The following is a 21,233-nucleotide window of genomic DNA, read 5'->3' on the forward strand; positions in this document are numbered from 1 at the left end:
GTGTGCTGTGCCCTGGGTTGGGCGAGGCACTAAAAGTTAGTCCAGAACAATTCCGTAGTCCGTGGCAATGCCGTGCAGTCCGCTGGCGTAGCCCTGGCCGACGGCGCGGAACTTCCACTCCGCACCGTTGCGGTAAATCTCGGAAAACACCATGGTGGTTTCCGAGGCGGCGTCTTCGGAGAGGTCGTAGCGAACAATTTCGATGTCGTTGTCCTGGTTGACCACGCGGCAGTAGGCGTCACGGACCTGGCCAAAGTTCTGCCTCCGTGCGTCAGCTTGATCAATGGAGACAACTATGATGACGCGTTCAATGTCCGCGGAGACAGCATTGAGGTCGATCAGGATTTGCTCGTCGTCACCGTCGCCCTCGCCCGTGCGGTTATCGCCCAAATGCTTGACCGAGCCGTCTTTGGCTTCGAGCTGGTTGTAGAAGATGAAGTCATCGTTGTTGCGGACTTTACCGTTGCTGCCTACCAACAGGGCTGAGGCGTCCAGGTCGAAGGCTTCACCACTGGTGGTGCGGGGATCCCAGCCCAAACCAACTACGGCCTTGCTCAAACCGGGGTCGGCTTTGGTCAAGGATAGGTTGTTGCCCTTGGAAAGCGTTAGAGATGCCATGAAAGCTAAAACTCCTTAGATACGAAGCTGTCGGAACGATTGAACTGTTGGCGACACCCTACAGGGCGCTGGCGGCAGGCTGGATCAAGTCCATGACTGTGCGGCCGTTGGCACGGTCGCCAATGGCGGTGAATGTCCAGCCCGCAGCATCACGGGAAACCTTCGCCATGACCATGGCGGTGTGGGTGCCGGCATCCGTGAGTTGGAAGCGGGCAACCTCGGGGGAGCCGGGGGTGGAGTCGTCCACCAGGCGGCAGAAGGCGTTCGCCACGGTGTCAAAGGTCTGGCGGCTGTAGCTGCTGATGACAAACACGATCTGGGTGACGGCCGGTGAAACCTTGGCCAGGTCAACCAGGATGACCTCATCGTCGCCGTCGCCCTCGCCGGTGAGGTTGTCACCTGTGTGCTGGGTTGAGCCGTCCTTGCTCTTGAGCTGGTTGAAGAAGACCGTGTCCACTGCGTTGCCGGTGGCGTCAAAGAGGATCGCCGAGGCGTCCAAGTCAACCTCGCCGCCCTTCTTCATGCCGAACAGGCCGCGCTTGACAGGAGCGGCTGAATCCCAACCCAAACCCATGCGCACACGGGTGAGGGAGCCGCCGTCGTTCTTCTTCAGCGAGAGTGACTGGCCCTTTTGTAAGCTGAGTCCCATAACGTTTTGCTCCTTTGAAAATGGTGAGAATTGAGTAATTTGATGCGCTAGCTGGAAAGCTGGTCCACCGAGGGCAGACTTGCCGCAGTCACGCGTTTGTTGCGAACAATTGATGAAATGAACGCCGAGCCGATAAACAGCACGCCGATAAGTCCTGTGATGATTTCGTTGATTTCTACGCTAATGGTTAGCAGCAAGATCAGGGCCAAGGCGCCGATGGCCCAATGCGCGCCGTGGTCCAGGTATTCGTAGTCATCCAAGGTACCCTCGCGAACCAGGTACACGGTCAGGGAGCGGACAAAGATGGCGCCGATCAGGCCAAGGCCCAGGGCGATGATGATGGGGTCGGAGGTGATGGCGAACGCGCCAATGACGCCGTCGAACGAGAAGGACGCATCGATGACTTCAAGGTAGAGGAACAGCATGAACGCCGCCTTGCCGACGGCCTTGCCCACGCCCCTCGTGGCGGACTTCGCGAGGGCCCCGGCGTCGTCGGCGTCAGTGTCGCCGTCGTTGTCGACGTCGAACAAGTCGCCCAGGCCACGGACCAGGAAGTACGTGACAAGGCCCAGAATGCCGGAGATTAGGACGTCGATTTCCTTGCCAGGGCGCACCATGGTTGCCGAAGCAACCAGGACCAGCAAGCCGATGACCAGGGATGCCCCATTGAGGCGGCCCACGAACGCCAATGGCCGTTCCAGCAGGCCCAACCAGCGCAGCTCGCGCTCCTCAAACATGAAGTCAAGGAACAGCATGAGCAGGAAAATGCCACCAAAGGCGGCGATTTGCGGGTGGGCTTCATGCAGAAGATACGCGTAGGAGCCGGGGTCGTCAATGCTGCCCTTTTCCATGGCCAACCGGATGGCTTCAACGGGGTTGAGGTTGGCTGTCACGCCCACGATGAGCAGCGGGAACGCAACGCGCATGCCCACAACGGCTATCAAAATGCCCACAGTCAGGAACATTTTCTGCCAGAACGCGCTCATCCTTTCAAGGATGCGGGCGTTAACCACTGCGTTGTCGAAGCTCAGGCTGACTTCAAGAACGCCCAGGATTGCGCAGAGAATAAGTGCTTCAAGGCCGCCATAAATGAACGCGACAATGAGAGCCACTGCGGAGATCGCGAACGACCACCCAAACGTTTTCATGAACACGCGCTGACAAGCTCCTCAAAAGTTCCCCAAACAATGCTGACTTAAGGAATCATGGTCGATGCTCTTACGGACCCATCTGCCCCGGTGGAACAGATGAGAAATCGTTCAAACTCAATTATCTCCACTCCCACTACATATTCCTAATGGAATGCGGGCAATAAAGCTGGGAAAACGCTGGGTATTGGCCGCAAATCGCTCGAGTGCCCGCCTAGACTGGCGGGCAAGGCGATCTGAGGGCAATAGTGTTCCCAGCTGCCACCTAGCGCCCGGACCGAAAAACGATTGAGGGGAATCAAGACATGGAAAATGCGGCACTTGATGCAAAATCACAGCTCCGGTTGCAGGCGTTGAGCAGGTGGGCGGAGGACGCTGCGGATGCAGGTCACGAGGTTCCAACGACTGTTCATCTGGCGCAGATTGCCGTGGCGAAGAGTGCTGAACACGCAGGCATCGATTCGGCCCTTGTTCAGACTTGGGCCGCAACGCTCAACTGGTTGATGGGACAGGCCGCCTTCGGTGTCACGGACCCCTACCTGCAGTTGCCTGACAGCCTTAGGGTTCCAGCCGAAGTGACAGCTGCGTCCCAGTCGGTTGCAACTCAGGCGGCAGTGGATGAACCCGTCGCCCCGGGCGCAGAGGCCGCCGCGGCAACCGTGGAAGCGGCAATCTTAGAAAATGCAGCCAAGCCAGCCAAGGCCGTGAAATCGCCGGCCTTGAACGCCCAGGAGGCCCTTCCTTCAAGCCGCACGCCCAAGTGGGAATCAATGGCCAGGGAGCAGGTGCTCGAGGCCATTAAACGCTACACAAAACCCTTGCATGACTTGAAAGCCCGGGACGCCAATGAGGGTGACACCCGACTTGTTGTCACCGACATCCTCTGTGAGGGTTTGGACTACGACAAGTTCAGGGACCTGACCACGGAATACATGGTCCGGCAGGACTTTGCCGACTACGGTGTCCGGATCGACAAGCAGCTCGTGGCGTTTATCGAGGTCAAGCGCATCAGCCAGAAACTGAACGAAAGGCATCTTCGCCAGGTCCAGATGTATGCCGTCAATGAGGGTATTGAATGGATGGTTCTCACCAACGGTGCCGTGTGGCAGGCCTACCACCTGACTGGAGGGCTGCCCGTGGTGGTCAACATGGCCTTCGAGATTGACCTGCTCGGTCCGGCGTCGTTCGAAGAAAAGGCCGAGTTCATGTTCTTGCTGCACAGAGAAGCCCTGAAGCGTCGCCGCATTGACGAATCCTGGAAGCACCGGGCGGCAACAGAACCCGGCGCCCTTTTGGATGTGATCCTGTCCGAGGCCATCCTTGACCAGATGCGCAAGGAAGTGAAAAGGCGGACTGGAACCACCACCACGCCGGAGGCACTGAGTGAGGTGATCCGGACCGAGATTGTAGATCCGAAGCTCATTGCGAAGCTTTTCAAGTCTTAGCGGGGACCTGCCGGCTGCGGTCATGCTGCGGCCGTAGACTTGCGCAATGACCACAGCTGCTCCGAAAAATATCGACTCCGCCGCGCTGACAGCCCTGCCTAAGGCGGAGCTGCACCTGCACATTGAAGGCACCCTGGAACCGGAGCTGATCCTGGCCCTTGCTGCCCGCAATGGCATCACGCTGCCGTTTCCCACCCTGGAAACGTTGCGCGAACAGTACGAGTTCAGTGATCTGCAGTCATTTTTGAACCTGTACTACGCCAACATGGCTGTCCTGATCTCCGAGGCCGATTTTGCCGACATGACCCGGGCCTACCTGGCCCGCGCCAAGGAATCCGGGGTGCGCCACGTTGAGATCATGTTTGACCCCCAGGCGCATGTGGCCCGTGGCGTGGAACTTTCGACGGCGGTCAACGGCATCGCTGCCGCGCTGGCTTCCAGCGAGGCTGAGTTTGGCATCTCCACGGGGCTGATTGCCGCGTTCCTGCGCGACGAGTCGGAGGAGTCGGCGCTGGCTGTTTTGGAGGCACTGCTTCACATGCGGGCACCCATCATGGGCATTGGCCTGGACTCTGCGGAGGTGGGGAATCCGCCGTCGAAGTTTGTGCGTCTCTACCAGCGGGCCAAGGAAGCGGGTCTGCATCTGGTGGCCCACGCGGGCGAGGAAGGACCGCCCAGCTACGTGGAGGATGCCCTGGATTTGTTGGGTGTGGAACGCATTGACCACGGGATCAGGGCTGTGGAAGACAAATTCTTGATCAAGCGGTTGGTGACGGAGCAGGTTCCGCTGACCGTGTGCCCGCTCTCCAATGTGCGCCTGCGGGCAGTTGATACGCTGGCCGCCCACCCCTTGCCGCAGATGATCGAAGCGGGGTTGAATGTGTGCGTGAGTTCCGATGATCCGGCGTATTTTGGCGGCTATGTGGGCGCCAACTTTGCGGCGCTCGTGGCTGAGTTCGCGTGGGACGCCGCCACGGTGGAGACGCTGGCACGGAACTCCATCCGTTCCTCCTTTGCCTCGGCGGAGCGCAAAAGCGAGTTGTTGGCAGATCTGGCGGCGTGGAGTGACACCCACGGCTGATTCAGGAATGCACTTCTGCGCTTTGGCGGCTCATCAGCGGTTCGCCAACCGCTGATGAGCCGCCAAAGCGCAGATATGCGCCAAAAGTTCTAGCCGCGGGCCAGCCAGTGGCCCGCCACCTCCACGACGGGGCCGGCCTGCTCCACCAGGAGCAGGGCGCCCAAGGCGCACATGATGATGCCGCTGGAGAGTGTCACGCCACTGGCCGCGCCCGGTCGTGAGCGCAGGAGTTTGCGCGAGCCGGCGGCAATCGCGGTGTAGATGACAGCTGTTGTGGCTACGAACGTCAAGCCCAGAATCATGGATTGCAGCGGCACCGAAAATGCGGCGTCGGACTTGATGAACTGGGGTGTGAGGGCAACGAACAGCAGCATGCCCTTGGGGTTGATGCTGCTGGTGCCAACACCCTGGAGATAGGCGCCCATGTGCGTGCCGGAGGAAGTCGCGCCCGGGGAGCCTGCCGGCAACTCCCCGTTGGGGCCCACCGTCATGAAGCCGGCGCTGCGCCAGGACCTGGCAGTCGTGACGCCCAGCCACAGCAGGTACACCGCGCCGGCCACGGTGAGCCAGATCAGCAGGCTTGGAACGGCCGCCATGAGGGCTGCAATGCCCGCCGCGAGCAAGATGGTGTGCAGCACGTAGCCGCTGCAGAGTCCCGCCACGGCGGGGAGAAAGCTGCGCTTGCCCAGACCCGCGGCAATGGAATAGGCCCAGTCCGGGCCAGGCGTGCACGTCAGGGTGACGGCAACTATGAGGAAACCAATGAGTGCCTGCGGTTCCATGCTGCTCCTTGTGGTGGGCTGACAGGAGCAAGCTTAAGGAAAATCTCGCCATAAGTGTTTGCCTTTTTAGCCGCAAACCACCGTAGGAGCGATAAGATTTTGCTGTGATTGACGCCATTGACAGAGAAATTTTGCGCACCCTCCAAAATGAGGGCCGGATGAGCGCCACTGCACTGGCCGCCCAGGTGGGTTTGACGGTGGCGCCCTGCCATCGCCGGCTCAAGGATTTGGAGGCGTCCGGCGCCATTAGCGGCTACCGGGCTGTCATCAATCCCAGCTCAGTGGGTCTCGGTTTTGAGGCGCTGGTGTTCGTGACGCTGGCGCAGGTGGACAGGGACACCATTGACGACTTTGAGGCGCAGGTGGCAGCGAACACCCGCATCACCTCGGCCCAGCGCTTGTTTGGCGACCCCGACTACATTCTCAAAGTCATGGCCCGGGATTTGAACGACTACCAAAAGTTCTATGACACCGAGCTGACAAGCCTTCCGGGTGTGCTGCGGCTGCGCTCAACCCTTGTCATGAAGAATCTCAAGCCCGGCGCTGGCCTGCCGCTGTAACTTCCCGGCCCGGGTTCCGGCTCAGCCGAAGTTGTGGTCCCCGGTGCCGTGGTCGATCAGCTCCCGGACAATGTCCGCATGCCCGGCATGGCGGGCGGTTTCCTCCACCATGTGAACCAGCACCCAGCGCATGGACACCGTCTCCCCGTCCCAGCTGCTGCCCGTCTCTTCAAGTCCGACGGCGGCAATCACCTCATCCGCGGCGGCGCAGGCGCGCTGGTAGAAGGCTAGGATACCTGCCGTGGTCTCCTCGGCGGTGGCCCGCATGTCGGCTTCGGGATCTGCATCCACATCGGGCAGCGGTTCGGTGGGCCGGCCAAAGGTCTCGCAAAACCAGCCGTATTCCACCGCCGCCAAATGCTTGATCAGGCCCAAAAGATTCGTCCCGGATGGAACCATGGGGCGGCGCAGATCGGTGTCTGAGACGCCGTCGAGCTTCCACACGACGGCGGCACGGTGGCGTTGCAGCGCCACATGCAGGCACGTCTTTTCATCCCCTTGCGGCGGAACGCGCAAAGCACGCGGTGATGCGGACATGGTGGTCTCCCTGGGTGGCCGTGCCTGTGCCGTCCAAGCTACAGCAGTGGGCTCGGCGGGGGAAGCAGCCAGTGAATCGGGTGGCCGGATTCGCAACTTAGGGTGTGGTCAGTCCACATCCCAGCCGTTTTGCCCTACAGTGGGAATCATGAAAATTGCGCTGTTCGCCACCTGCATCGTTGACGCCATGTATCCGCGCACTGCACAGGCCACTGTTGCCTTGCTGGAACGGCTGGGACACGAGGTGGTGTTCCCGTCCGGGCAAGCCTGCTGCGGCCAGATGCACGTGAATTCTGGCTATTTCAAGGAAGCCCACGCGGTGGTGGCCAACCATGTTGAAGCATTCGACACGGACGACTACGACGTTGCCGTGGCGCCCTCGGGATCCTGCGTGGCCAGTGTGAAACACCAGCACGAATTGGTTGCCCGCCGATGCGGTGACGCAGCGCTGGAAGCCCGGGCCGCCGTCGTAGGCGCAAAAACCTATGAACTCTCACAGCTGCTCACAGATGTCTTGGGCATCACCAACGCGGCCGAGCAGCTGGGATCCTACTTCCCGCACAAGGTCACCTACCACCCCAGCTGCCACGGCATGCGGCTGCTGCGCCTGGAAGACCGGCAGCTGAACCTGCTGGCGAGCGTGGGTGGGATCGAGATGGTGGAACTGCCCGAGGCTGAGCAGTGCTGCGGCTTTGGTGGCACGTTCTCCATGAAGAATGCCGACGTCTCCAGTGCCATGAATGCTGACAAAGCAGCGAACATCTGCGGCACCGGAGCCGAGTTGTGCTCCGGTGGTGACGCCAGCTGCCTCCTGCACATTGGCGGCGGGTTGTCCCGGCAGGGCAGCGATGTGGGCACCCTCCACTTTGCTGAGATCCTTGCCAGCACCCTTGAAAACCCCGCAACCGTCTCAGGCGTCGTCAAATTGGCAGGGAGCAAGCGATGAGCAACACTTTTCTGGGCATGCCAACACTGCCGGTATTTGGCCAGGGCAACATCAACGCCACGGAGTCCTTCCCCCAGGCTGCCCGCAGGGAACTGGCCAACACCCAGCTGCGCGCCAACCTGGGCCACGCGACCCACACCATCCGTGACAAGCGCCTGAAGGTGGTGGCGGAGCTTCCCGATTGGGAGGACATGCGTAATGCTGGCAGCGCCATCAAGGACGCCACCATGGCGAACCTGCCGGCCTTGTTGGAGCAGTTTGAAGCAAACTTCACTGCACGTGGCGGCATCATCCACTGGGCCCGCGACGCCCAGGAAGCCAATGAGATTGTCACCGCCTTGATCCGGGAAACAGGTGAAACCGAGGTGGTCAAGGTCAAGTCCATGGCCACCCAGGAGATCGGTCTGAACGAATACCTGGAAGAGCAGGGCATCGCCGCCTATGAGACCGACCTGGCCGAGCTCATTGTGCAGCTTGACCACGACAAGCCCAGCCACATCCTGGTGCCCGCGATTCACAAGAACCGCAGCCAGGTCCGGGAGATCTTCCTGCGAGAAATGCCGGTGGTGGACCCGAACCTCACGGATGAACCGGCACGCCTGGCCGAGGCGGCGCGCAAGCACCTGCGCAAGAAGTTCCTTTCCGCCAAGGTGGCTGTCTCCGGCGCCAACTTTGGGCTTGCGGATACGGGCACGCTGACTGTTGTGGAATCCGAAGGCAACGGCCGCATGTGCCTGACCCTGCCGGAAACCCTTATCACCGTCATGGGCATTGAGAAGCTGCTGCCCACGTGGAGCGACCTTGAGGTGTTCATGCAGTTGCTGCCCCGGTCCTCCACAGGTGAACGGATGAACCCGTACACCTCCCTGTGGACTGGAGTCACCCCCGGCGACGGCCCGCAAAATGTGCACCTGGTCATGCTGGACAACGGCCGCACGGCTGCCTTGGCCGATGAATATGGCCGGACGGCGCTGAACTGCATCCGCTGTTCAGCCTGCATGAACGTGTGCCCCGTGTACGAGCGCACCGGCGGGCACGCCTACGGCTCCACCTACCCGGGCCCCATTGGTGCCATTCTTTCCCCACTCATGACGGGCATCAAGAGCGAGGAAAACAGCTCCCTGCCCTACGCCTCCTCACTCTGCGGTGCATGTTTCGATGCCTGCCCCGTGAAGATCAACATCCCCGAAATTCTTGTCCACCTGCGCGGCGAGGACGTGGATTCCAAACGCGCCAAGCTCAAGGTCCCCACCCAGATGGACCTCATGATGAAGGGGGCGCAGTGGGCGTTCTCCAGCGGATCGCACCTGAATCTGCTGGAAAAGGGCCTGCCTCTGGGCAAGCTGGTGGCGGGCCGGGACAAGGTCATCAAAAAACTGCCCGGCATCGCCGGCGGCTGGACCCAAAGCAGGAACATTCCAGCCCCGCCCAGCCAATCGTTCCGCCAATGGTGGGACAAGGAGCACAAGCCCGGTGCCGCCGTCGTGCCCGGCACCACAATAAACGAAGGGGAGCAGGCATGAGCGCCCGCGAGGACATCATGAACCGGATCAAATCGGCGCTGCGTGACGCCCCGGAGACCCCTGTGGTGCCCCGGGCGTACCGCCGCAGCTCCACCATGAGCGACGCGCAACGGCTGGAACAGCTGGTGGACAGGCTGGTGGACTACAAGGCCAACGTTTTTCTCACCCCGGCAGCAGACGTGCCCGCCAAGCTGGCCGAACTGCTGGCTGGCACCTCCTCCATTGTGGTTCCGCACGGGCTGCCCCAGGAGTGGCTTTCGGCACTGAAGGACGACGCCGGGGCGCCGGCTGTGCATGTTGACTCGCCGGAGCGCCGCCTCACCGTGGCCGAGTTGGACGCAGTTGACGCTGTGGTCACGGGTGCTGCGACGGCAGTTTCGGAGACCGGCACCATCATGCTGGACGGCAGCGACGATCAGGGCCGGCGGATCATCTCGCTGGTCCCGGACAGGCACATCTGCCTGCTCCATGCCGCGGACATTGTGGAGGTGCTGCCCGAGGCCATTGCACGCCTGGAGGCAAGCCGCCCGCAGACCTGGATCAGCGGGCCTAGCGCCACGAGCGACATTGAACTTGAACGCGTTGAGGGCGTCCATGGCCCGCGCACCCTGGACGTGATGATCCTGACGTAGCATTCTGACCTGACCCTCCCCACGCCCTCCCCAGCCTCGTTCCTCGGCCAGGGAACCCTCGGGCGCCCGGGCCCAACGCCGAAAAATGGCACGAAATCGCGTATTTTCGGCGTTTTCCGCGGGCTAGTTGAGTTGTTGTGGGCTCAGTGATGCGGGGAATTTTGGGCCCGATGGGGTTCCCAAGCGGCGCCTGCGGTGGAAGCATGGCCAGCATGAGATCCTCGGAGTTACTGGCAGACGCCTACAGCCGCATCGACACCATTGTTTCCGGTGTCCTCACCGGGCTGGAGGTGGACAAAGCGAACTGGCGCCCGGCCGGGAGCGGGAATTCCATCGCCTGGCTCATTTGGCACCTGTGCCGCAGCCAGGATGAACAAATGGCGCAGGTGGCAGGTGTGGAATCAGTCTGGCACCGCGGCGCCTATGCCCAGCGATTCGCCTTTGACTTGGAACACGACAGCACCGGGTATGGCCATTCAACACAGCAGGTCGATGCCGTGCACCTCGACTCCACGGACCTCCTGCGTCAATATCACCAGGCAGTGCTTGCGCAGAGTCTGGACTTTATTGGCACCTTGGAGGATGCCGACCTTGACAGGGTGGTGGATAGTCGGTGGAACCCGCCCGTCACGCTGGGTGTGCGCCTCATCAGCATTGCTGACGACTGCGTGCAGCACGGCGGCCAGGCAGCCTACGTCAAGGGCTTGCCGCGAGCCATCTAAGGCAGCCGCCGCGGGATGCTGCCCTTGAGAAACGACCCTTACATATTTGGTGATCCGCCCATAGACTGACTGGAACCCCATAGTCCGCCCTCAAGCACCGGCACTTTTTGTGCCTGGCGTCTGCGCTGGTGGCTACATGGGGTTGTTTTCTTGTTGCACTAGAAGGTTTCACTAGGGACCTTCTGAACTAACTAGGAAGGAAACATATCCATGTCAGGAAACAAAGCCGTTGCCTACAAGGGACCGGGAGTGGTTGAGGTCATTGACGTCGCCTATCCAACGTTTGAACTCAAGGACGGGCCGGGCGTCAACCCGGCCAATGTGGGGCGCAAAGTGCCCCATGGCGTCATCCTGCGCACAGTAGCCACCAATATTTGTGGATCCGACCAGCACATGGTGCGCGGACGCACCACTGCTCCCTCGGATCTGGTGTTGGGCCATGAAATCACTGGTGAAGTGATTGAGGTGGGGCCGGATGTTGAATTTATCAAGGTGGGGGACATCTGCTCGGTTCCCTTCAACATTTCCTGCGGCCGCTGCCGCAATTGCAAGGAACGCAAGACCGGCATTTGCCTGAATGTGAACCCCGACAGGCCAGGCAGCGCCTACGGCTATGTTGACATGGGTGGTTGGGTTGGTGGCCAGGCTGAGTATGTTCTGGTCCCTTATGCCGACTGGAATTTGTTGAAGTTCCCGGACCGGGACCAGGCGTTGGAAAAGATGCTGGATCTGACAATGCTCTCGGACATCTTCCCCACAGGTTTCCATGGTGCCGTCACTGCCGGTGTCACAGTGGGCTCCACTGTTTACATTGCCGGTGCCGGCCCCGTTGGTTTGGCAGCTGCCACCAGCGCGCATTTGTTGGGGGCAGCTGTGGTGATTGTCGGTGACATGAACGCCAGCCGGCTGGCGCAGGCACGGACCTTTGGTTGTGAAACCATTGATCTTTCGCAGGGAGATCCAGGCAGCCAGATTGAGCAGCTGCTAGGCGTTCCCGAGGTGGACTGCGCAGTCGATGCTGTGGGCTTCGAAGCGAAAGGTCATGGACATGGGGCCGGTGAGGCGCCAGCAACCGTGCTGAACTCGCTCATGGACATCACGGCAGCCGGTGGCTCAATGGGTATTCCCGGCCTGTACGTCACAGGCGATCCCGGCGGCATTGACGCCGCGGCACAAAAGGGGGCGCTGAGCCTGAGCCTTGGCACCGGCTGGGCCAAATCACTGTCCTTCACAACGGGGCAGTGCCCGGTTATGAAGTACAACCGCGGCCTGATGATGGCGATCCTGCATGACAAGGTCTCCATTGCCAAGAACGTCAACGCCAAGGCGATTCCCCTCATGGATGCACCGCGCGGCTACGCCGAGTTCGACGCCGGTGCTGCCACGAAGTACGTCCTCAACCCGAACGGCTACCTGAACTAGCCGGACCTGCAGTTTCGCCCATCCCACCTGTGTGGCAGATATTGGACCGATTAGCCCGAATTTGGGTCGATTTGCTCCAATATCTGCCACACAAATTCTTTAGGCCGGAGACAGGGGGTGGCGCAGCGGCCAGTCGGTGCCTTCCAAAATGATTTGAGCACAAACGCCATTGTCGGGGTTGACCACAATGGGTGCTGACAGGTTCACAGTGCTCGTGACTCCTGGATTGACTACCACCAGGACCAAGGATGACTCCTGGCTCGCGCCGATGGCGGCGAGCTCCGCCGCCGGCAGCCGCGGTGTGTATGCCGAAATATACACGGCCGGATCCAGCACAAAAAGCCTCGCAGCACCGTGTAGGGAGGTCAGGGAAAACAGGCCCGGCGTGTCGGCAATTTGGGTCAGCGTGAAATCGGTGCTCGGTTCCAGGCCCGGCGGCGGGCTCAGGAAACGCAGCTGTTCCAGGTTCGTGACGGCCGGGCTCATCGCAGGAAGTCCATCAGGGTGGTTGACAGCACCTTCGCCGTGACACTCAGGGATGCCTGGTAGGCCAGCTCCTGCGTCTTCAGGTCAAGGATTGCCTTGCCCAAATCAAGGTCTTCAACGCTGGCACGCTGGGATTCCAAGTCAACCTGAGAGCTGACGTTGATGTCCTTGGCCCGGAGCAGTTCGGCATGCCTGGCGCCTACCTCGGAGCGCTGTCCAATCACCTTCTCGAGGGCTACGTTGACGGGGCCTATGGACGCGGAGACGTCAGCTCCTGAGCGCAGATCGGCGGAAACTTTGGAGATCAGCTCGAACACCGAATTTGCGGCGGTACCAAAGATGGCGGCACCGTCGGCATCGACCCGAATGCTTGCCTCGCCACTGATGCGCCGCTGGACGGTGCTGCCGGGCGCTCCGGTAAATGTGGGCGGGGTGCCGTCAACGAAGGCGCTTCCCGCATCGGAGTTCCCGGCAAAAATGGTCCGGCCCAGGTACTTCGTGTTCGCCTGGACTAGCAGGTCGGCCCGGATGGAATCAAGCTCCACGGCGATCGCCTCCTTGGCCTGTGGGGACGCGGCTCCATTGGCGCCCTGGAGGGTGAGCTGCTGCACACGCTGCAGCAACGCCACAGAGGTGTCCAGGGCCGAGTTGGCCGTGGTGAGCCAGCCGTTGCCATTGTCAATGTTGCGGCCGTGCTGGGCCGACTGGGCCTGCGCTGCGCGCACAGCAAGGGAGTCGGCTGCCGCGGCGGGATCATCGGAGAGACGGACATTCTTTTGAAGCGTATTGGCCCGCAGCTGTGCCTCCGCCAGCCGTGCCGCGTTGGCCTGCATCCCGCGCTGTGCCGCGGTGGATGTGGTTTGCATGGTGACTCTGCCCAACATGCTAGCGGCCCACCCTTCCGGTCTGGTTGATGAGCACATCAAGTGCCTCGTCGATGGCTGTCATGACTCGTGCCGCGGCCTGATAGGCATGCTGGTACGCCAGCAAGTTCACATTTTCCTCGTCAATGTCCACGGATGCGTTGGACTGCTGGCTGGCTACGGCGTTCGTCAGTGAAACATCCGCCAGGACCGCCTGCTGGAGCCCTGTCTGGATCTCGACGCCGAGGCGCACCACTGTGTCCGACCACACTGCATCGGGGGAATCCTTGCCGGTGCCCAGCTGCGAGATGTCCGCGGCAATTGAGCCGTCTTTGCCGCCAGCGCCGGGAGCGCCGACTTGAATGCTGCCGGCATCCTTGGGCACCACCGTGAGACCCAGTGCCGCCGGAACCCCTGCCTTGAACTCGAAGAAGTCTTTCCCCGTGGTCTTGTCGGGCGCCACCCCGCCCTGATAAATCGGGTTGACTGTACTGGCCAGCTTCGCGGCCATGGTGTTGTAGGACGCCGCCGTCTGGGCGATCATGCCCCCGCTGCCGGCCGCCTCAGCGGGCTTGAGGACGGACAACAGGCCAGCCAGCTTGCCGCCGTCGAGGTCCACGGCGGAACCCGGGCGGTGCGCCCACTCCAGCTGGACGGTACCGCCGTCGGCCATCTTGGTGGCGCCTGAAAGCTTCAACTCGTTGGCGGTGCTGCCGGACAACAACACGTTCCCGCCCAACAGGATTTCATTCGTACCGTCGGGCAGATCCCGCACCGTGCCGCCTGTCAGATTGGCGATCTTGGCCGTGAGTGCATCGCGCTGGTCAATGAGTTCATTGCTGGGCGTGCCCGAGGCTGCGGCCGTACGGATGGACTTGTTCAGCGACGCGAGTTGGGCGGCAGTGCCATTGATGTCCTGGACAACTGTGTTTGCGTTGGATCTGGTCTGGGACCATTGGCCGTCAAGGGCCTTGTATCCGGAGGCGATGCTCTGGAGAAGAGTTGCGGATTTCTCCAGCAGCACGGCCGAGGAGGCGGCATCGCCGGGAGTGTTGGCGACGCCCTGCCATGAGGTCCAAAATCCCTGCAACTGGCTGGAGATGCCGTTGGGGCCCGGCTCGTTGAGCGTCTTCTCGATGCTGTTTAACGCATCGGCCCGGGCCCCGGTGTAGCCGGCGACCGAGAAACTGGTGCGTACGCGCGCGTCCAGGAAGGCATCGCCCAAGCGGGAGATGCCGCTGACGCCGACTCCCTGGCCCACCTTGATGCCCAGATCGTTGAGGGCGCCGCGGGCGGGTGTGCCCAGCGCCGCGAATTCAGCGCGCTGGCGTGTGTAGCCTGCCGTATTGACGTTGGTCAGGTTCTGGCCGGTGGTGTTCAAACCTGTCCTTGCCGCATTGAGCCCGGACAAGGCCGTGTTCAATCCACTAAAAGTACTCACGTATTCCTCAACTAGGATCTAGACACTTTGGTCCAGGATCCGCGCAACGGCGTCCTGGCTGGTGTGTCCACGGTGGTCGTATGTACCAGCCTCGGTGGTCAGGTTGGCTGCTGTGTCCTGGGCTGACCGCAACCCGGCACGCAAGAATTGCAGATTGGTGTCCCGCAAGCCACGGATTTGCTCCACAGTTGTCATCATGGCGCTGTGGTGGTCGCTCAGGATTTCCTGCCACGGCCCGGCAGGGGCGCCGTCGGCCAGATCCAGCAAACCGGCGTCGTCCGTCAAGCCCCACTTCAGGGCCACCTCCGCGGCAACGGCCGTGCGCTCCAGCGTGGCGGCGCGAAGCCGGTTCACAACATGGCTGACTTCGCGGGTGGCGTTGTCCAGCCACCGGGTCTTGCCCGACGTGAGGATCAGGTGCTCTTCCTCCAGCTTGAAAACTAGGAGTTCGAGCAGTTCCCGTTCACGCCACAATAAAGTTGTTAGTTCCTCGGGACCCATGGAATAAGTCCTTTCATCGGCCCAGTTTTGGTTTCAATACGAGACTATCGGCAATTAAGCCTGTCTGGTTAGACAGTTTTAACCTGAAATCCACCTTCAGGCCCAGTGGGGCCGATTTCGGGGGCTGATCGTGTCGTACAGTTACTTGCATATGTGCGCTGTCGACGGCCGCTGATTTCTGGGGGTGTGCCGTCGCTGCACTCTTATGAATTGCCTAGGGGGGCAAACAATTGAATCGCGTTGAGCGCGACGACTTGGTCGTGCAAAATTTGCCACTGGTTGGGTACCTGGTGGCGGAGATCTGCATGCGCGCAGACCACCTGAGCCGGGAAGACCTGACTCAAGTGGGGGCCACTGCTCTCATCCACTGCGCCGAATCCTTCGACGAAGGGCTCGGTGTCCCTTTTGGCGCCTACGCCCGGCGCCGCATCAAGGGTGCCTTTGCGGACGAACTCCGGCGCGATGATTGGGCCACCCGGGGTGCCCGCACCAGAATGGGTGAACTGGCGGCCGTCAAGGAGACGCTGACCAATGCGCTCAACCGTGTGCCTACGGTGGATGAATTGGCCGCTGCCATGGGCGTGGAGCGGGCCGTGGTGGAGGCTTCGCGCCTGGATGCCACTCGCACCATCACGCCGTTGACGGACATCATTTCCGAGATGGTGGCCGACACCTCTCAAAGCCCCGAGGATGCGCTAGTGCAGGCCGAGCACGAGGAATTCCTGACTCACGCAGTCTCCGCGCTGCCTGCCAAGATGCGCTACGTGGTGGAACAGGTTTACTACCAGGATCGCAGCGTCAAGGAACTGGCCGCCGAGCTGGGCTCAAGCCATTCCGCCGTGTCCCAGCAGCGCACCGAAGGGATGCGGCTGCTGCGGGACGGGCTGGAACGGCACTACTTGGCAACCGCGACGGCGGACTCCCCCGCCCACTCCCGGATCGCTGCCTCCCGCCGCGAGGACTACCTAGCCGAGTTGGGCACACGCAGCTACGGCGGCGCTACGCGCGCACGGCTGGCGATGGCCGACATGCCCCACAGGCCGGGGGTCCCGGCCGTCGGTAGTGAGACAGGGTAGCGACACTGAGGAGTGAAACGGCGGCGGTGATGTTGCTTACGGCGTGCCACGAACTGCCGACAGTGTGGGTTAGCTGCCCATGGATGGGCGGCTTCGACAGAACCCAAAACTCACGGAGGATTTACTCATGGGCATGCAAGTCAACACAAACATCGCGGCTAACAACGCTTACCGCAACCTCAGCACCACCCAGAATGCACTGGGCAAGTCGATGGAGAAGCTCTCCAGCGGCCTGCGCATCAACCGTGCGTCAGATGACGCAGCCGGCATGGCCATCTCCGAGGGCCTGAAGTCACAGGTCAACGGTTACACGGTTGCCGCCCGCAACGCCCAGGACGGCATCTCCGTTGTCCAGACAGCCGAAGGCGCCCTGACCCAGGTGCACTCCATGTTGCAGCGCATGCGTGATCTGGCTGTCCAGGGCAGTAGCGATTCCAACAACTCGGACTCACGCGACGCCATCAAGAAGGAAACGGATCAGCTTACTGACGAACTGACCCGCATGTCCGAGGCCACAAAGTTCAACGGCAAGTCACTGCTGAATGGCACGGAGTCGGCCTTGAAGTTCCAGGTTGGGGCGGATGGCACAGCGAACGACCAGATTACCGTCAACCTCGCCAACGCGAACGTCAAGGCCATTGCGAACGCACTCAACGGCGGCGACCTGTCGACCACCGGCACGAAGTTCGCGATTGCCGACGTTACCCTGGTGGCTGGCGCAGCGTCCTTCACCACGACCAAGGGTGGGGTCGCAACCACAGTCACGACCGCCGACCTTGGCGTTGCTGGTACGTTCACCAGTGTTGAGGACTATGCCACGGCACTTGGCAAGGACGCCGCTTTCTCGGCCAACTTCACGGTGAGCGTGGAGAAGAACGCCAACGGTGCCGGAACCGGCATCGTGGTTACCGCCAAGGACGGTGGCACACTCACGAACGGCACGAACGGCACCCCCGGAACCGGTCTGGCTGGCGGTGCCTCGGGTGCCACCGTGACAGGTGGCTTGGACTTCTCTACTTCCACCCTGGCCCAGGCATCCCTGAACAAGATCGACGAGCAGATCAAGACGGTTTCCGAAGCCCGCGCCGACCTCGGTGCCGTGCAGAACCGCCTGGAGTCGGCTGTCAACAACCTCAACGTTGGCAAGGAAAACCTGACCGCCGCCGCGTCACGCATCACCGATGTGGACATGGCTTCGGAAATGGTCAGCTTCACGCGCTCCAACATCCTGTCCCAGGCAGGAACGGCCATGTTGGCCCAAGCCAACCAGGCCAACCAGGGCGTCCTGAAGCTCCTCGGCTAAATCGAGTAGCCCGCTGGCTTGACAGCCGGCACCCCTTCGGTGGCCGCGGGAGCGAATTTCGCTCCCGCGGCCATTGCCGAAAACCCGAGTATCACGCACGCACCACTTTTGCACAGCGAAAAGGAACCGCCTCATGGGCATGGGAATCGACGGACTGACGTCCGGGCTGAAAACCACGGACATCATCAATGCGCTGATTGCTGCCGAGGCTCGCCCGCAGACACTCATGAAGGGCAAGGTTGTCACCGACACCGCCCTGGTGACGGCCATGCAGGCGCTGAATACCAAATTCGCTGCCCTGACCACGCAGGCAGCCGCCCTGGCCAAGGCTGGTGGCCTGGACATGTACCAGGCCACATCGTCCTCTGACGCCATCACTGCGAAACTTGGATCCGGAGCCCAGGCCACGAGCCTGGATCTGACCGTGAACAAGCTGGCCCAGGCGCACTCAATGGTGAGTGCCCCCATGAAGGAATGGCCCACAACGCCGGCCGTCATGACCTTCGTCAAGGCCGACGGCACAAAAACCGAGGTCACCGCCGAAACCGGCTCTCTCGACGAGATGGCCTACGCCATCAACCACTCCGCCGCCGGAATCTCCGCCGTGAAGGTCGCCTCCGGCGTGGACGCCAACGGTGACCCCCAATTCAGGCTCCAGCTGACGGCCAAGGACACGGGCGCCGCAAATGCCTTTACCGCCCACCAGGGAACCATCGCCGAGGTTGGGGCCGGAACTGCAGTGAACCTGGCAGGGGTTGCCGGCTCGGCCACCCTGCGCACCGGCCAAGACGCCCAAGTGACACTCTGGGCCGGCACAGCCGCCGAGCAGTCCATCACCTCGGCCAGCAACACCTTTGCAGCCATTGCCCCCGGCATTGACATCACCGTCAACAAGCTTTCCGCGGACCCGGTTGCCGTCACCGTCGCCCGCGATGCCGGCAAGGTCACGGCAGCGGCGAAGGAGCTGGCCAGCGCCGTCAACGTCATTCTCGGCTCCATCTTCACCCAGTCGACGGTCACCGCCGGGGCGGGGACGGGTGGCACGGCCAGCGCCAAGGGCGGCCTGTTTACCGGGGAGCGGACAGTGTCCGATGCCAAGACAAAGCTGTTTACTGCCGCCACCGCGCCGGTGGACGGCCTGTCCCCGGCAACCATTGGCATCAACACCACCAAGAACGGTGACCTGGCCTTTGACGCGGACGTCTTTGCTGCCGCCTACGCCAAAGACCCCGTTGCCACAGAGAAGATGCTCCAAACCATTGCTTCGCGTGTTGCTGATACGGCCAAGGCAATCTCCGACCCGATCGACGGCGCCCTCACGCAACGGGTCAAGGGGCAGGAAAGCATCATCAATGACCTCAATGCCCAAATTGTTGACTGGGATCTACGGCTGGCCAACCGCCGCTCATCCCTGCAAGCCGTCTATACATCCCTCGAGGTGCAAATGAGCAAAATGCAGTCGCAACAAAGTTGGTTGACAGCCCAAATCGGTTCCATGGACGCAGCGAACAGCAAGAAATGATGACAACACCCAACCGCACCAAGGCGCTCAACGCCTACCAGCGTGATGCCATCCTCTCGGCGCCGCCGGCCCGGCTCCTGACCATGCTCTTCGACAGGCTCCTGCTGGACCTTGCCCGGGCCGAAACCGCGCAAAATGCCGAGGACTGGGAAACGGCCAGTGAAAACCTGCTCCACGCCCAGGACATCATCAGCGAGCTCTCGGGTTCCCTGAAGCCGGAACTGTGGGACGGCGCCGACCAGCTGCTGGGTGTTTACAACTATGCCGGGTCCACGCTGCTGCAGGCCAACATTCAGCGTGACCGCCTGCTCACCCAGGAATGCATTGCCCTGCTTGAGCCGCTCCGGCTCGCCTGGCATGAGGCGGCTGCCCTCCCCACAGGCGCCATTCCGGCGGCCCAGGGCGGCGGCTACAGCTCATGATCTGGCCCATGCTCGAGACCGCCGATGAGTCTGACGTTTACGTCGAAGAGTCAACGGCTGCCGAACTCGCAGAGCTCGCGGAGTTGAAGGAACTTACAGAGCTCACGGACCTGTGGACTCGTGTATTGGACGAGCTCGAAACGCAGCTCCTGCTGGAGGATCCCGCAGCACCAAACTGGAACCCGCCCTATGATCTGGCCCCCATGCCCGAATCCCTGCGGGCGCGGGCCGCCACGTTGGCCCGCGCCCAGAACCTGACCATCACCAAGCTGCGCGAGTCGCTTGCAGCGGCTTCGGCCGAACTGGCCACCCTGGCTCCCGTCCGCCAAACGACGCAGGCCGTCTATCTGGATGTCATGGGCTAGCAGCAGCTACCGGGCGCAGGGGCAGAAAATTGTTGTGAAACTCTCTTACCGCACGGTCACGGTGTCCGATAGTCAGTGTTGAGCATGGATCGCTCGACCATTTGGCCATGGAACGGCCGCCGGATCTCGTCAAGGAAGAGCACAGTGCTTGATTCTGTGGTCACAGTGGCGCTCACAAGCGCCCTGAACGGCTTGTCCCTGCGCCAACGCGCCATCGCCGACAATATTGCCAACGTCAACACCCCCGGCTACACAGCCCAGCGGGTGAAATTTGAAGAAGCGCTGGCAGAATCCGTGAGCCGCCGGGACGGTGACGTGCGTGCCACCACCGAACGCTCCCTGGAACCCACCCAGCTCAACGGCAACAACGTCAACCTTGACACCGAAACGCTCTCAAATATTGAGACGGTGCTGCGGTACCAGTTTGCCGCGCAGGCGGTCAACAGTGAATTCAACGGCATGCGCACAGCGCTGAAGTCCCAATAGTGAGCGACGCAATCGGCATCGCCTCCACGGGCCTGACACTGCACCGCAAATGGCTTGATGCTGTCTCGGACAATTTGGCAAACGTCAACACCGTCACAGCCACCGGCGACGATGCGTTCCGTGCCCGCTACGTCATCGCCCAGGCCGGTGAAGGGGACTCCGGTGTGTACGTTGCTGGAGCCGCCTACGGCGACGCCGAAGGGCGCATGGTGCACGAGCCCGACCATCCCCTGGCCGACGAGGCCGGCTATGTCAGATACCCCGACATTGACCTTGCCTCCCAAATGGGCCAGCTCATCATGGCCCAGCGCGGCTATCAGTCCAATGCTGCAGTGGTGGACAGGGCCAAGGCCATGTACGAATCCGGATTGCAGATTGGAAAGTAGCCCATGAGTATTTCGGGAATCGAAGGTGTACAGGCAAGCGCCGGCACCAGCTATCTGCCAGCCATCGCCGAAGGCAGCGGCGGGGGCGCATTTGGCGCTTCACTGGGCGACGCGCTGGTTAATCTGCAGGGGCTGCAGTCCACTTCGGGCGCCCTGGCTGTCAAGGCAGCAACAGGCAGCCTTGATGACATCCACCAGGCAACCATCGCCTCCACCCGGTCCGCTGTCACCCTGGAGCTGGTCTCAACGCTGCGCATTAAGGGCGTTGATGCGTTCAACGAGATCATGAGGATGCAGGCCTGATGCCGCCATTCGTA

The 21,233-nt window shown here is 61.7% G+C and carries 25 protein-coding genes; 16 read left to right on the top strand and 9 right to left on the bottom strand.

What is annotated here, in order from left to right:
• Positions 1-36 precede the first annotated feature (36 nt).
• From CVS27_RS07825 to CVS27_RS07835, 3 genes are read right to left on the bottom strand one after another with little or no spacing between them, the layout of a single operon-like run.
• A complete protein-coding gene (locus tag CVS27_RS07825; RefSeq protein WP_103465175.1) occupies positions 37-618 on the bottom strand; it encodes a TerD family protein in 582 nt (193 codons plus the stop codon).
• A 58-nt stretch (positions 619-676) separates the two neighbouring features.
• Positions 677-1,267: a TerD family protein gene (locus tag CVS27_RS07830; RefSeq protein WP_103465176.1), complete on the bottom strand. Its 591-nt coding sequence runs from the start codon at positions 1,265-1,267 to the stop codon at positions 677-679.
• A gap of 47 nt (positions 1,268-1,314) precedes the next feature.
• Positions 1,315-2,415, bottom strand: coding sequence for a DUF475 domain-containing protein (locus tag CVS27_RS07835; RefSeq protein ID WP_243400091.1), 1,101 nt, complete (start codon positions 2,413-2,415; stop codon positions 1,315-1,317).
• A gap of 305 nt (positions 2,416-2,720) precedes the next feature.
• Here CVS27_RS07835 and CVS27_RS07840 point away from each other — a divergent pair, with 305 nt between their 5' ends.
• Together CVS27_RS07840 and CVS27_RS07845 are read left to right on the top strand one after the other, a co-directional pair.
• On the top strand, positions 2,721-3,860 hold the full coding sequence (locus tag CVS27_RS07840; protein WP_103465178.1) for a type I restriction enzyme HsdR N-terminal domain-containing protein: 1,140 nt from the start codon (positions 2,721-2,723) through the stop codon (positions 3,858-3,860).
• A gap of 46 nt (positions 3,861-3,906) precedes the next feature.
• The gene (locus CVS27_RS07845; protein WP_103465179.1) at positions 3,907-4,941 is read left to right on the top strand and encodes an adenosine deaminase; all 1,035 of its coding nucleotides are present in this window, start codon (positions 3,907-3,909) and stop codon (positions 4,939-4,941) included.
• Between the two features lie 89 nt (positions 4,942-5,030).
• Here the strand turns inward: CVS27_RS07845 and CVS27_RS07850 are convergent, their stop codons facing one another.
• Positions 5,031-5,723 carry a LysE family translocator gene (locus tag CVS27_RS07850; RefSeq protein WP_103465180.1) on the bottom strand — a complete coding sequence of 231 codons (693 nt, stop codon included), beginning with the start codon at positions 5,721-5,723 and terminating at the stop codon, positions 5,031-5,033.
• A gap of 104 nt (positions 5,724-5,827) precedes the next feature.
• Here CVS27_RS07850 and CVS27_RS07855 point away from each other — a divergent pair, with 104 nt between their 5' ends.
• A complete protein-coding gene (locus CVS27_RS07855; protein WP_103465181.1) occupies positions 5,828-6,283 on the top strand; it encodes an Lrp/AsnC family transcriptional regulator in 456 nt (151 codons plus the stop codon).
• A 21-nt stretch (positions 6,284-6,304) separates the two neighbouring features.
• Here the strand turns inward: CVS27_RS07855 and CVS27_RS07860 are convergent, their stop codons facing one another.
• Complete coding sequence (locus tag CVS27_RS07860) at positions 6,305-6,820, bottom strand: DinB family protein (RefSeq protein ID WP_103465182.1); 516 nt, start codon at positions 6,818-6,820, stop codon at positions 6,305-6,307.
• A gap of 148 nt (positions 6,821-6,968) precedes the next feature.
• Between CVS27_RS07860 and CVS27_RS07865 the strand changes: the two genes are divergently transcribed.
• From CVS27_RS07865 to fdhA, 5 genes are all read left to right on the top strand, one after another.
• Positions 6,969-7,766, top strand: a complete 798-nt coding sequence (locus CVS27_RS07865; protein ID WP_103465183.1) for a (Fe-S)-binding protein — start codon at positions 6,969-6,971, stop codon at positions 7,764-7,766.
• A complete protein-coding gene (locus CVS27_RS07870) occupies positions 7,763-9,289 on the top strand; it encodes a LutB/LldF family L-lactate oxidation iron-sulfur protein (RefSeq protein WP_103465184.1) in 1,527 nt (508 codons plus the stop codon). The genes CVS27_RS07865 and CVS27_RS07870 overlap by 4 nt, the downstream gene beginning before the upstream one ends.
• On the top strand, positions 9,286-9,921 hold the full coding sequence (locus tag CVS27_RS07875) for a LutC/YkgG family protein (RefSeq protein WP_103465185.1): 636 nt from the start codon (positions 9,286-9,288) through the stop codon (positions 9,919-9,921). Before CVS27_RS07870 ends, CVS27_RS07875 begins: the two co-directional genes overlap by 4 nt.
• A 203-nt stretch (positions 9,922-10,124) precedes the next feature.
• The gene (locus CVS27_RS07880) at positions 10,125-10,643 is read left to right on the top strand and encodes a mycothiol transferase (RefSeq protein WP_306418484.1); all 519 of its coding nucleotides are present in this window, start codon (positions 10,125-10,127) and stop codon (positions 10,641-10,643) included.
• Positions 10,644-10,853: 210 nt separating this feature from the next.
• The gene (fdhA, locus tag CVS27_RS07885; protein ID WP_103465186.1) at positions 10,854-12,065 is read left to right on the top strand and encodes a formaldehyde dehydrogenase, glutathione-independent; all 1,212 of its coding nucleotides are present in this window, start codon (positions 10,854-10,856) and stop codon (positions 12,063-12,065) included.
• A gap of 99 nt (positions 12,066-12,164) precedes the next feature.
• On the opposite strand, the gene CVS27_RS07890 is transcribed toward fdhA, so the two are convergent.
• From CVS27_RS07890 to CVS27_RS07905, 4 genes are read right to left on the bottom strand one after another with little or no spacing between them, the layout of a single operon-like run.
• Positions 12,165-12,551, bottom strand: a complete 387-nt coding sequence (locus CVS27_RS07890; protein WP_103465187.1) for a flagellar assembly protein FliW — start codon at positions 12,549-12,551, stop codon at positions 12,165-12,167.
• Positions 12,548-13,417, bottom strand: a complete 870-nt coding sequence (locus tag CVS27_RS07895; RefSeq protein WP_243399767.1) for a flagellin N-terminal helical domain-containing protein — start codon at positions 13,415-13,417, stop codon at positions 12,548-12,550. The genes CVS27_RS07890 and CVS27_RS07895 overlap by 4 nt, the downstream gene beginning before the upstream one ends.
• A gap of 19 nt (positions 13,418-13,436) precedes the next feature.
• Positions 13,437-14,855 carry a flagellar hook-associated protein FlgK gene (gene flgK / locus CVS27_RS07900; protein ID WP_103465189.1) on the bottom strand — a complete coding sequence of 473 codons (1,419 nt, stop codon included), beginning with the start codon at positions 14,853-14,855 and terminating at the stop codon, positions 13,437-13,439.
• 18 nt (positions 14,856-14,873) lie between these two features.
• Positions 14,874-15,356, bottom strand: coding sequence for a flagellar protein FlgN (locus tag CVS27_RS07905; RefSeq protein ID WP_103465190.1), 483 nt, complete (start codon positions 15,354-15,356; stop codon positions 14,874-14,876).
• Between the two features lie 230 nt (positions 15,357-15,586).
• Here CVS27_RS07905 and CVS27_RS07910 point away from each other — a divergent pair, with 230 nt between their 5' ends.
• The 8 genes from CVS27_RS07910 to fliE all read left to right on the top strand — a co-directional run bounded on the left by CVS27_RS07910 (position 15,587) and on the right by fliE (position 21,219).
• Complete coding sequence (locus CVS27_RS07910; RefSeq protein ID WP_103465191.1) at positions 15,587-16,432, top strand: sigma-70 family RNA polymerase sigma factor; 846 nt, start codon at positions 15,587-15,589, stop codon at positions 16,430-16,432.
• A 127-nt stretch (positions 16,433-16,559) separates the two neighbouring features.
• Positions 16,560-17,735, top strand: coding sequence for a flagellin N-terminal helical domain-containing protein (locus tag CVS27_RS07915; protein ID WP_103465192.1), 1,176 nt, complete (start codon positions 16,560-16,562; stop codon positions 17,733-17,735).
• A gap of 133 nt (positions 17,736-17,868) precedes the next feature.
• Complete coding sequence (gene fliD / locus CVS27_RS07920) at positions 17,869-19,257, top strand: flagellar filament capping protein FliD (protein ID WP_103465193.1); 1,389 nt, start codon at positions 17,869-17,871, stop codon at positions 19,255-19,257.
• Complete coding sequence (gene fliS, locus CVS27_RS07925; protein ID WP_243400093.1) at positions 19,257-19,679, top strand: flagellar export chaperone FliS; 423 nt, start codon at positions 19,257-19,259, stop codon at positions 19,677-19,679. The genes fliD and fliS overlap by 1 nt, the downstream gene beginning before the upstream one ends.
• An 8-nt stretch (positions 19,680-19,687) precedes the next feature.
• Positions 19,688-20,044 carry a hypothetical protein gene (locus CVS27_RS07930; RefSeq protein ID WP_133162901.1) on the top strand — a complete coding sequence of 119 codons (357 nt, stop codon included), beginning with the start codon at positions 19,688-19,690 and terminating at the stop codon, positions 20,042-20,044.
• Between the two features lie 144 nt (positions 20,045-20,188).
• Positions 20,189-20,530: a flagellar basal body rod protein FlgB gene (flgB, locus tag CVS27_RS07935; protein WP_103465196.1), complete on the top strand. Its 342-nt coding sequence runs from the start codon at positions 20,189-20,191 to the stop codon at positions 20,528-20,530.
• Positions 20,527-20,916 (top strand): flagellar basal body rod protein FlgC, encoded by a 390-nt coding sequence (locus CVS27_RS07940; protein WP_103465197.1) that lies wholly within the window; start codon positions 20,527-20,529, stop codon positions 20,914-20,916. Before flgB ends, CVS27_RS07940 begins: the two co-directional genes overlap by 4 nt.
• Before the next feature lie 3 nt (positions 20,917-20,919).
• Positions 20,920-21,219, top strand: a complete 300-nt coding sequence (gene fliE / locus CVS27_RS07945; RefSeq protein ID WP_103465198.1) for a flagellar hook-basal body complex protein FliE — start codon at positions 20,920-20,922, stop codon at positions 21,217-21,219.
• Positions 21,220-21,233 lie beyond the last annotated feature (14 nt).

The organism is Arthrobacter glacialis (assembly GCF_002909445.1).
In the GTDB taxonomy this organism is placed as follows: Bacteria; Actinomycetota; Actinomycetes; order Actinomycetales; family Micrococcaceae; genus Specibacter; species Specibacter glacialis.

What these genes read in the sequence shown, in the direction of transcription:
- CVS27_RS07830 (WP_103465176.1), bottom strand. Translation starts at nt 1,267, where the DNA reads ATGGGACTCAGCTTACAAAAGGGCCAGTCACTCTCGCTGAAGAAGAAC.
- fdhA (WP_103465186.1), top strand. Translation starts at nt 10,854, where the DNA reads ATGTCAGGAAACAAAGCCGTTGCCTACAAGGGACCGGGAGTGGTTGAG.
- CVS27_RS07915 (WP_103465192.1), top strand. Translation starts at nt 16,560, where the DNA reads ATGGGCATGCAAGTCAACACAAACATCGCGGCTAACAACGCTTACCGC.
- CVS27_RS07835 (WP_243400091.1), bottom strand. Translation starts at nt 2,415, where the DNA reads ATGAAAACGTTTGGGTGGTCGTTCGCGATCTCCGCAGTGGCTCTCATT.
- CVS27_RS07865 (WP_103465183.1), top strand. Translation starts at nt 6,969, where the DNA reads ATGAAAATTGCGCTGTTCGCCACCTGCATCGTTGACGCCATGTATCCG.
- CVS27_RS07880 (WP_306418484.1), top strand. Translation starts at nt 10,125, where the DNA reads ATGGCCAGCATGAGATCCTCGGAGTTACTGGCAGACGCCTACAGCCGC.
- CVS27_RS07860 (WP_103465182.1), bottom strand. Translation starts at nt 6,820, where the DNA reads ATGTCCGCATCACCGCGTGCTTTGCGCGTTCCGCCGCAAGGGGATGAA.
- CVS27_RS07850 (WP_103465180.1), bottom strand. Translation starts at nt 5,723, where the DNA reads ATGGAACCGCAGGCACTCATTGGTTTCCTCATAGTTGCCGTCACCCTG.
- CVS27_RS07895 (WP_243399767.1), bottom strand. Translation starts at nt 13,417, where the DNA reads ATGCAAACCACATCCACCGCGGCACAGCGCGGGATGCAGGCCAACGCG.
- CVS27_RS07845 (WP_103465179.1), top strand. Translation starts at nt 3,907, where the DNA reads ATGACCACAGCTGCTCCGAAAAATATCGACTCCGCCGCGCTGACAGCC.
- CVS27_RS07890 (WP_103465187.1), bottom strand. Translation starts at nt 12,551, where the DNA reads ATGAGCCCGGCCGTCACGAACCTGGAACAGCTGCGTTTCCTGAGCCCG.
- fliE (WP_103465198.1), top strand. Translation starts at nt 20,920, where the DNA reads ATGAGTATTTCGGGAATCGAAGGTGTACAGGCAAGCGCCGGCACCAGC.
- fliS (WP_243400093.1), top strand. Translation starts at nt 19,257, where the DNA reads ATGACAACACCCAACCGCACCAAGGCGCTCAACGCCTACCAGCGTGAT.
- fliD (WP_103465193.1), top strand. Translation starts at nt 17,869, where the DNA reads ATGGGCATGGGAATCGACGGACTGACGTCCGGGCTGAAAACCACGGAC.
- CVS27_RS07875 (WP_103465185.1), top strand. Translation starts at nt 9,286, where the DNA reads ATGAGCGCCCGCGAGGACATCATGAACCGGATCAAATCGGCGCTGCGT.
- CVS27_RS07825 (WP_103465175.1), bottom strand. Translation starts at nt 618, where the DNA reads ATGGCATCTCTAACGCTTTCCAAGGGCAACAACCTATCCTTGACCAAA.
- CVS27_RS07840 (WP_103465178.1), top strand. Translation starts at nt 2,721, where the DNA reads ATGGAAAATGCGGCACTTGATGCAAAATCACAGCTCCGGTTGCAGGCG.
- CVS27_RS07870 (WP_103465184.1), top strand. Translation starts at nt 7,763, where the DNA reads ATGAGCAACACTTTTCTGGGCATGCCAACACTGCCGGTATTTGGCCAG.
- CVS27_RS07930 (WP_133162901.1), top strand. Translation starts at nt 19,688, where the DNA reads ATGCTCGAGACCGCCGATGAGTCTGACGTTTACGTCGAAGAGTCAACG.
- CVS27_RS07905 (WP_103465190.1), bottom strand. Translation starts at nt 15,356, where the DNA reads ATGGGTCCCGAGGAACTAACAACTTTATTGTGGCGTGAACGGGAACTG.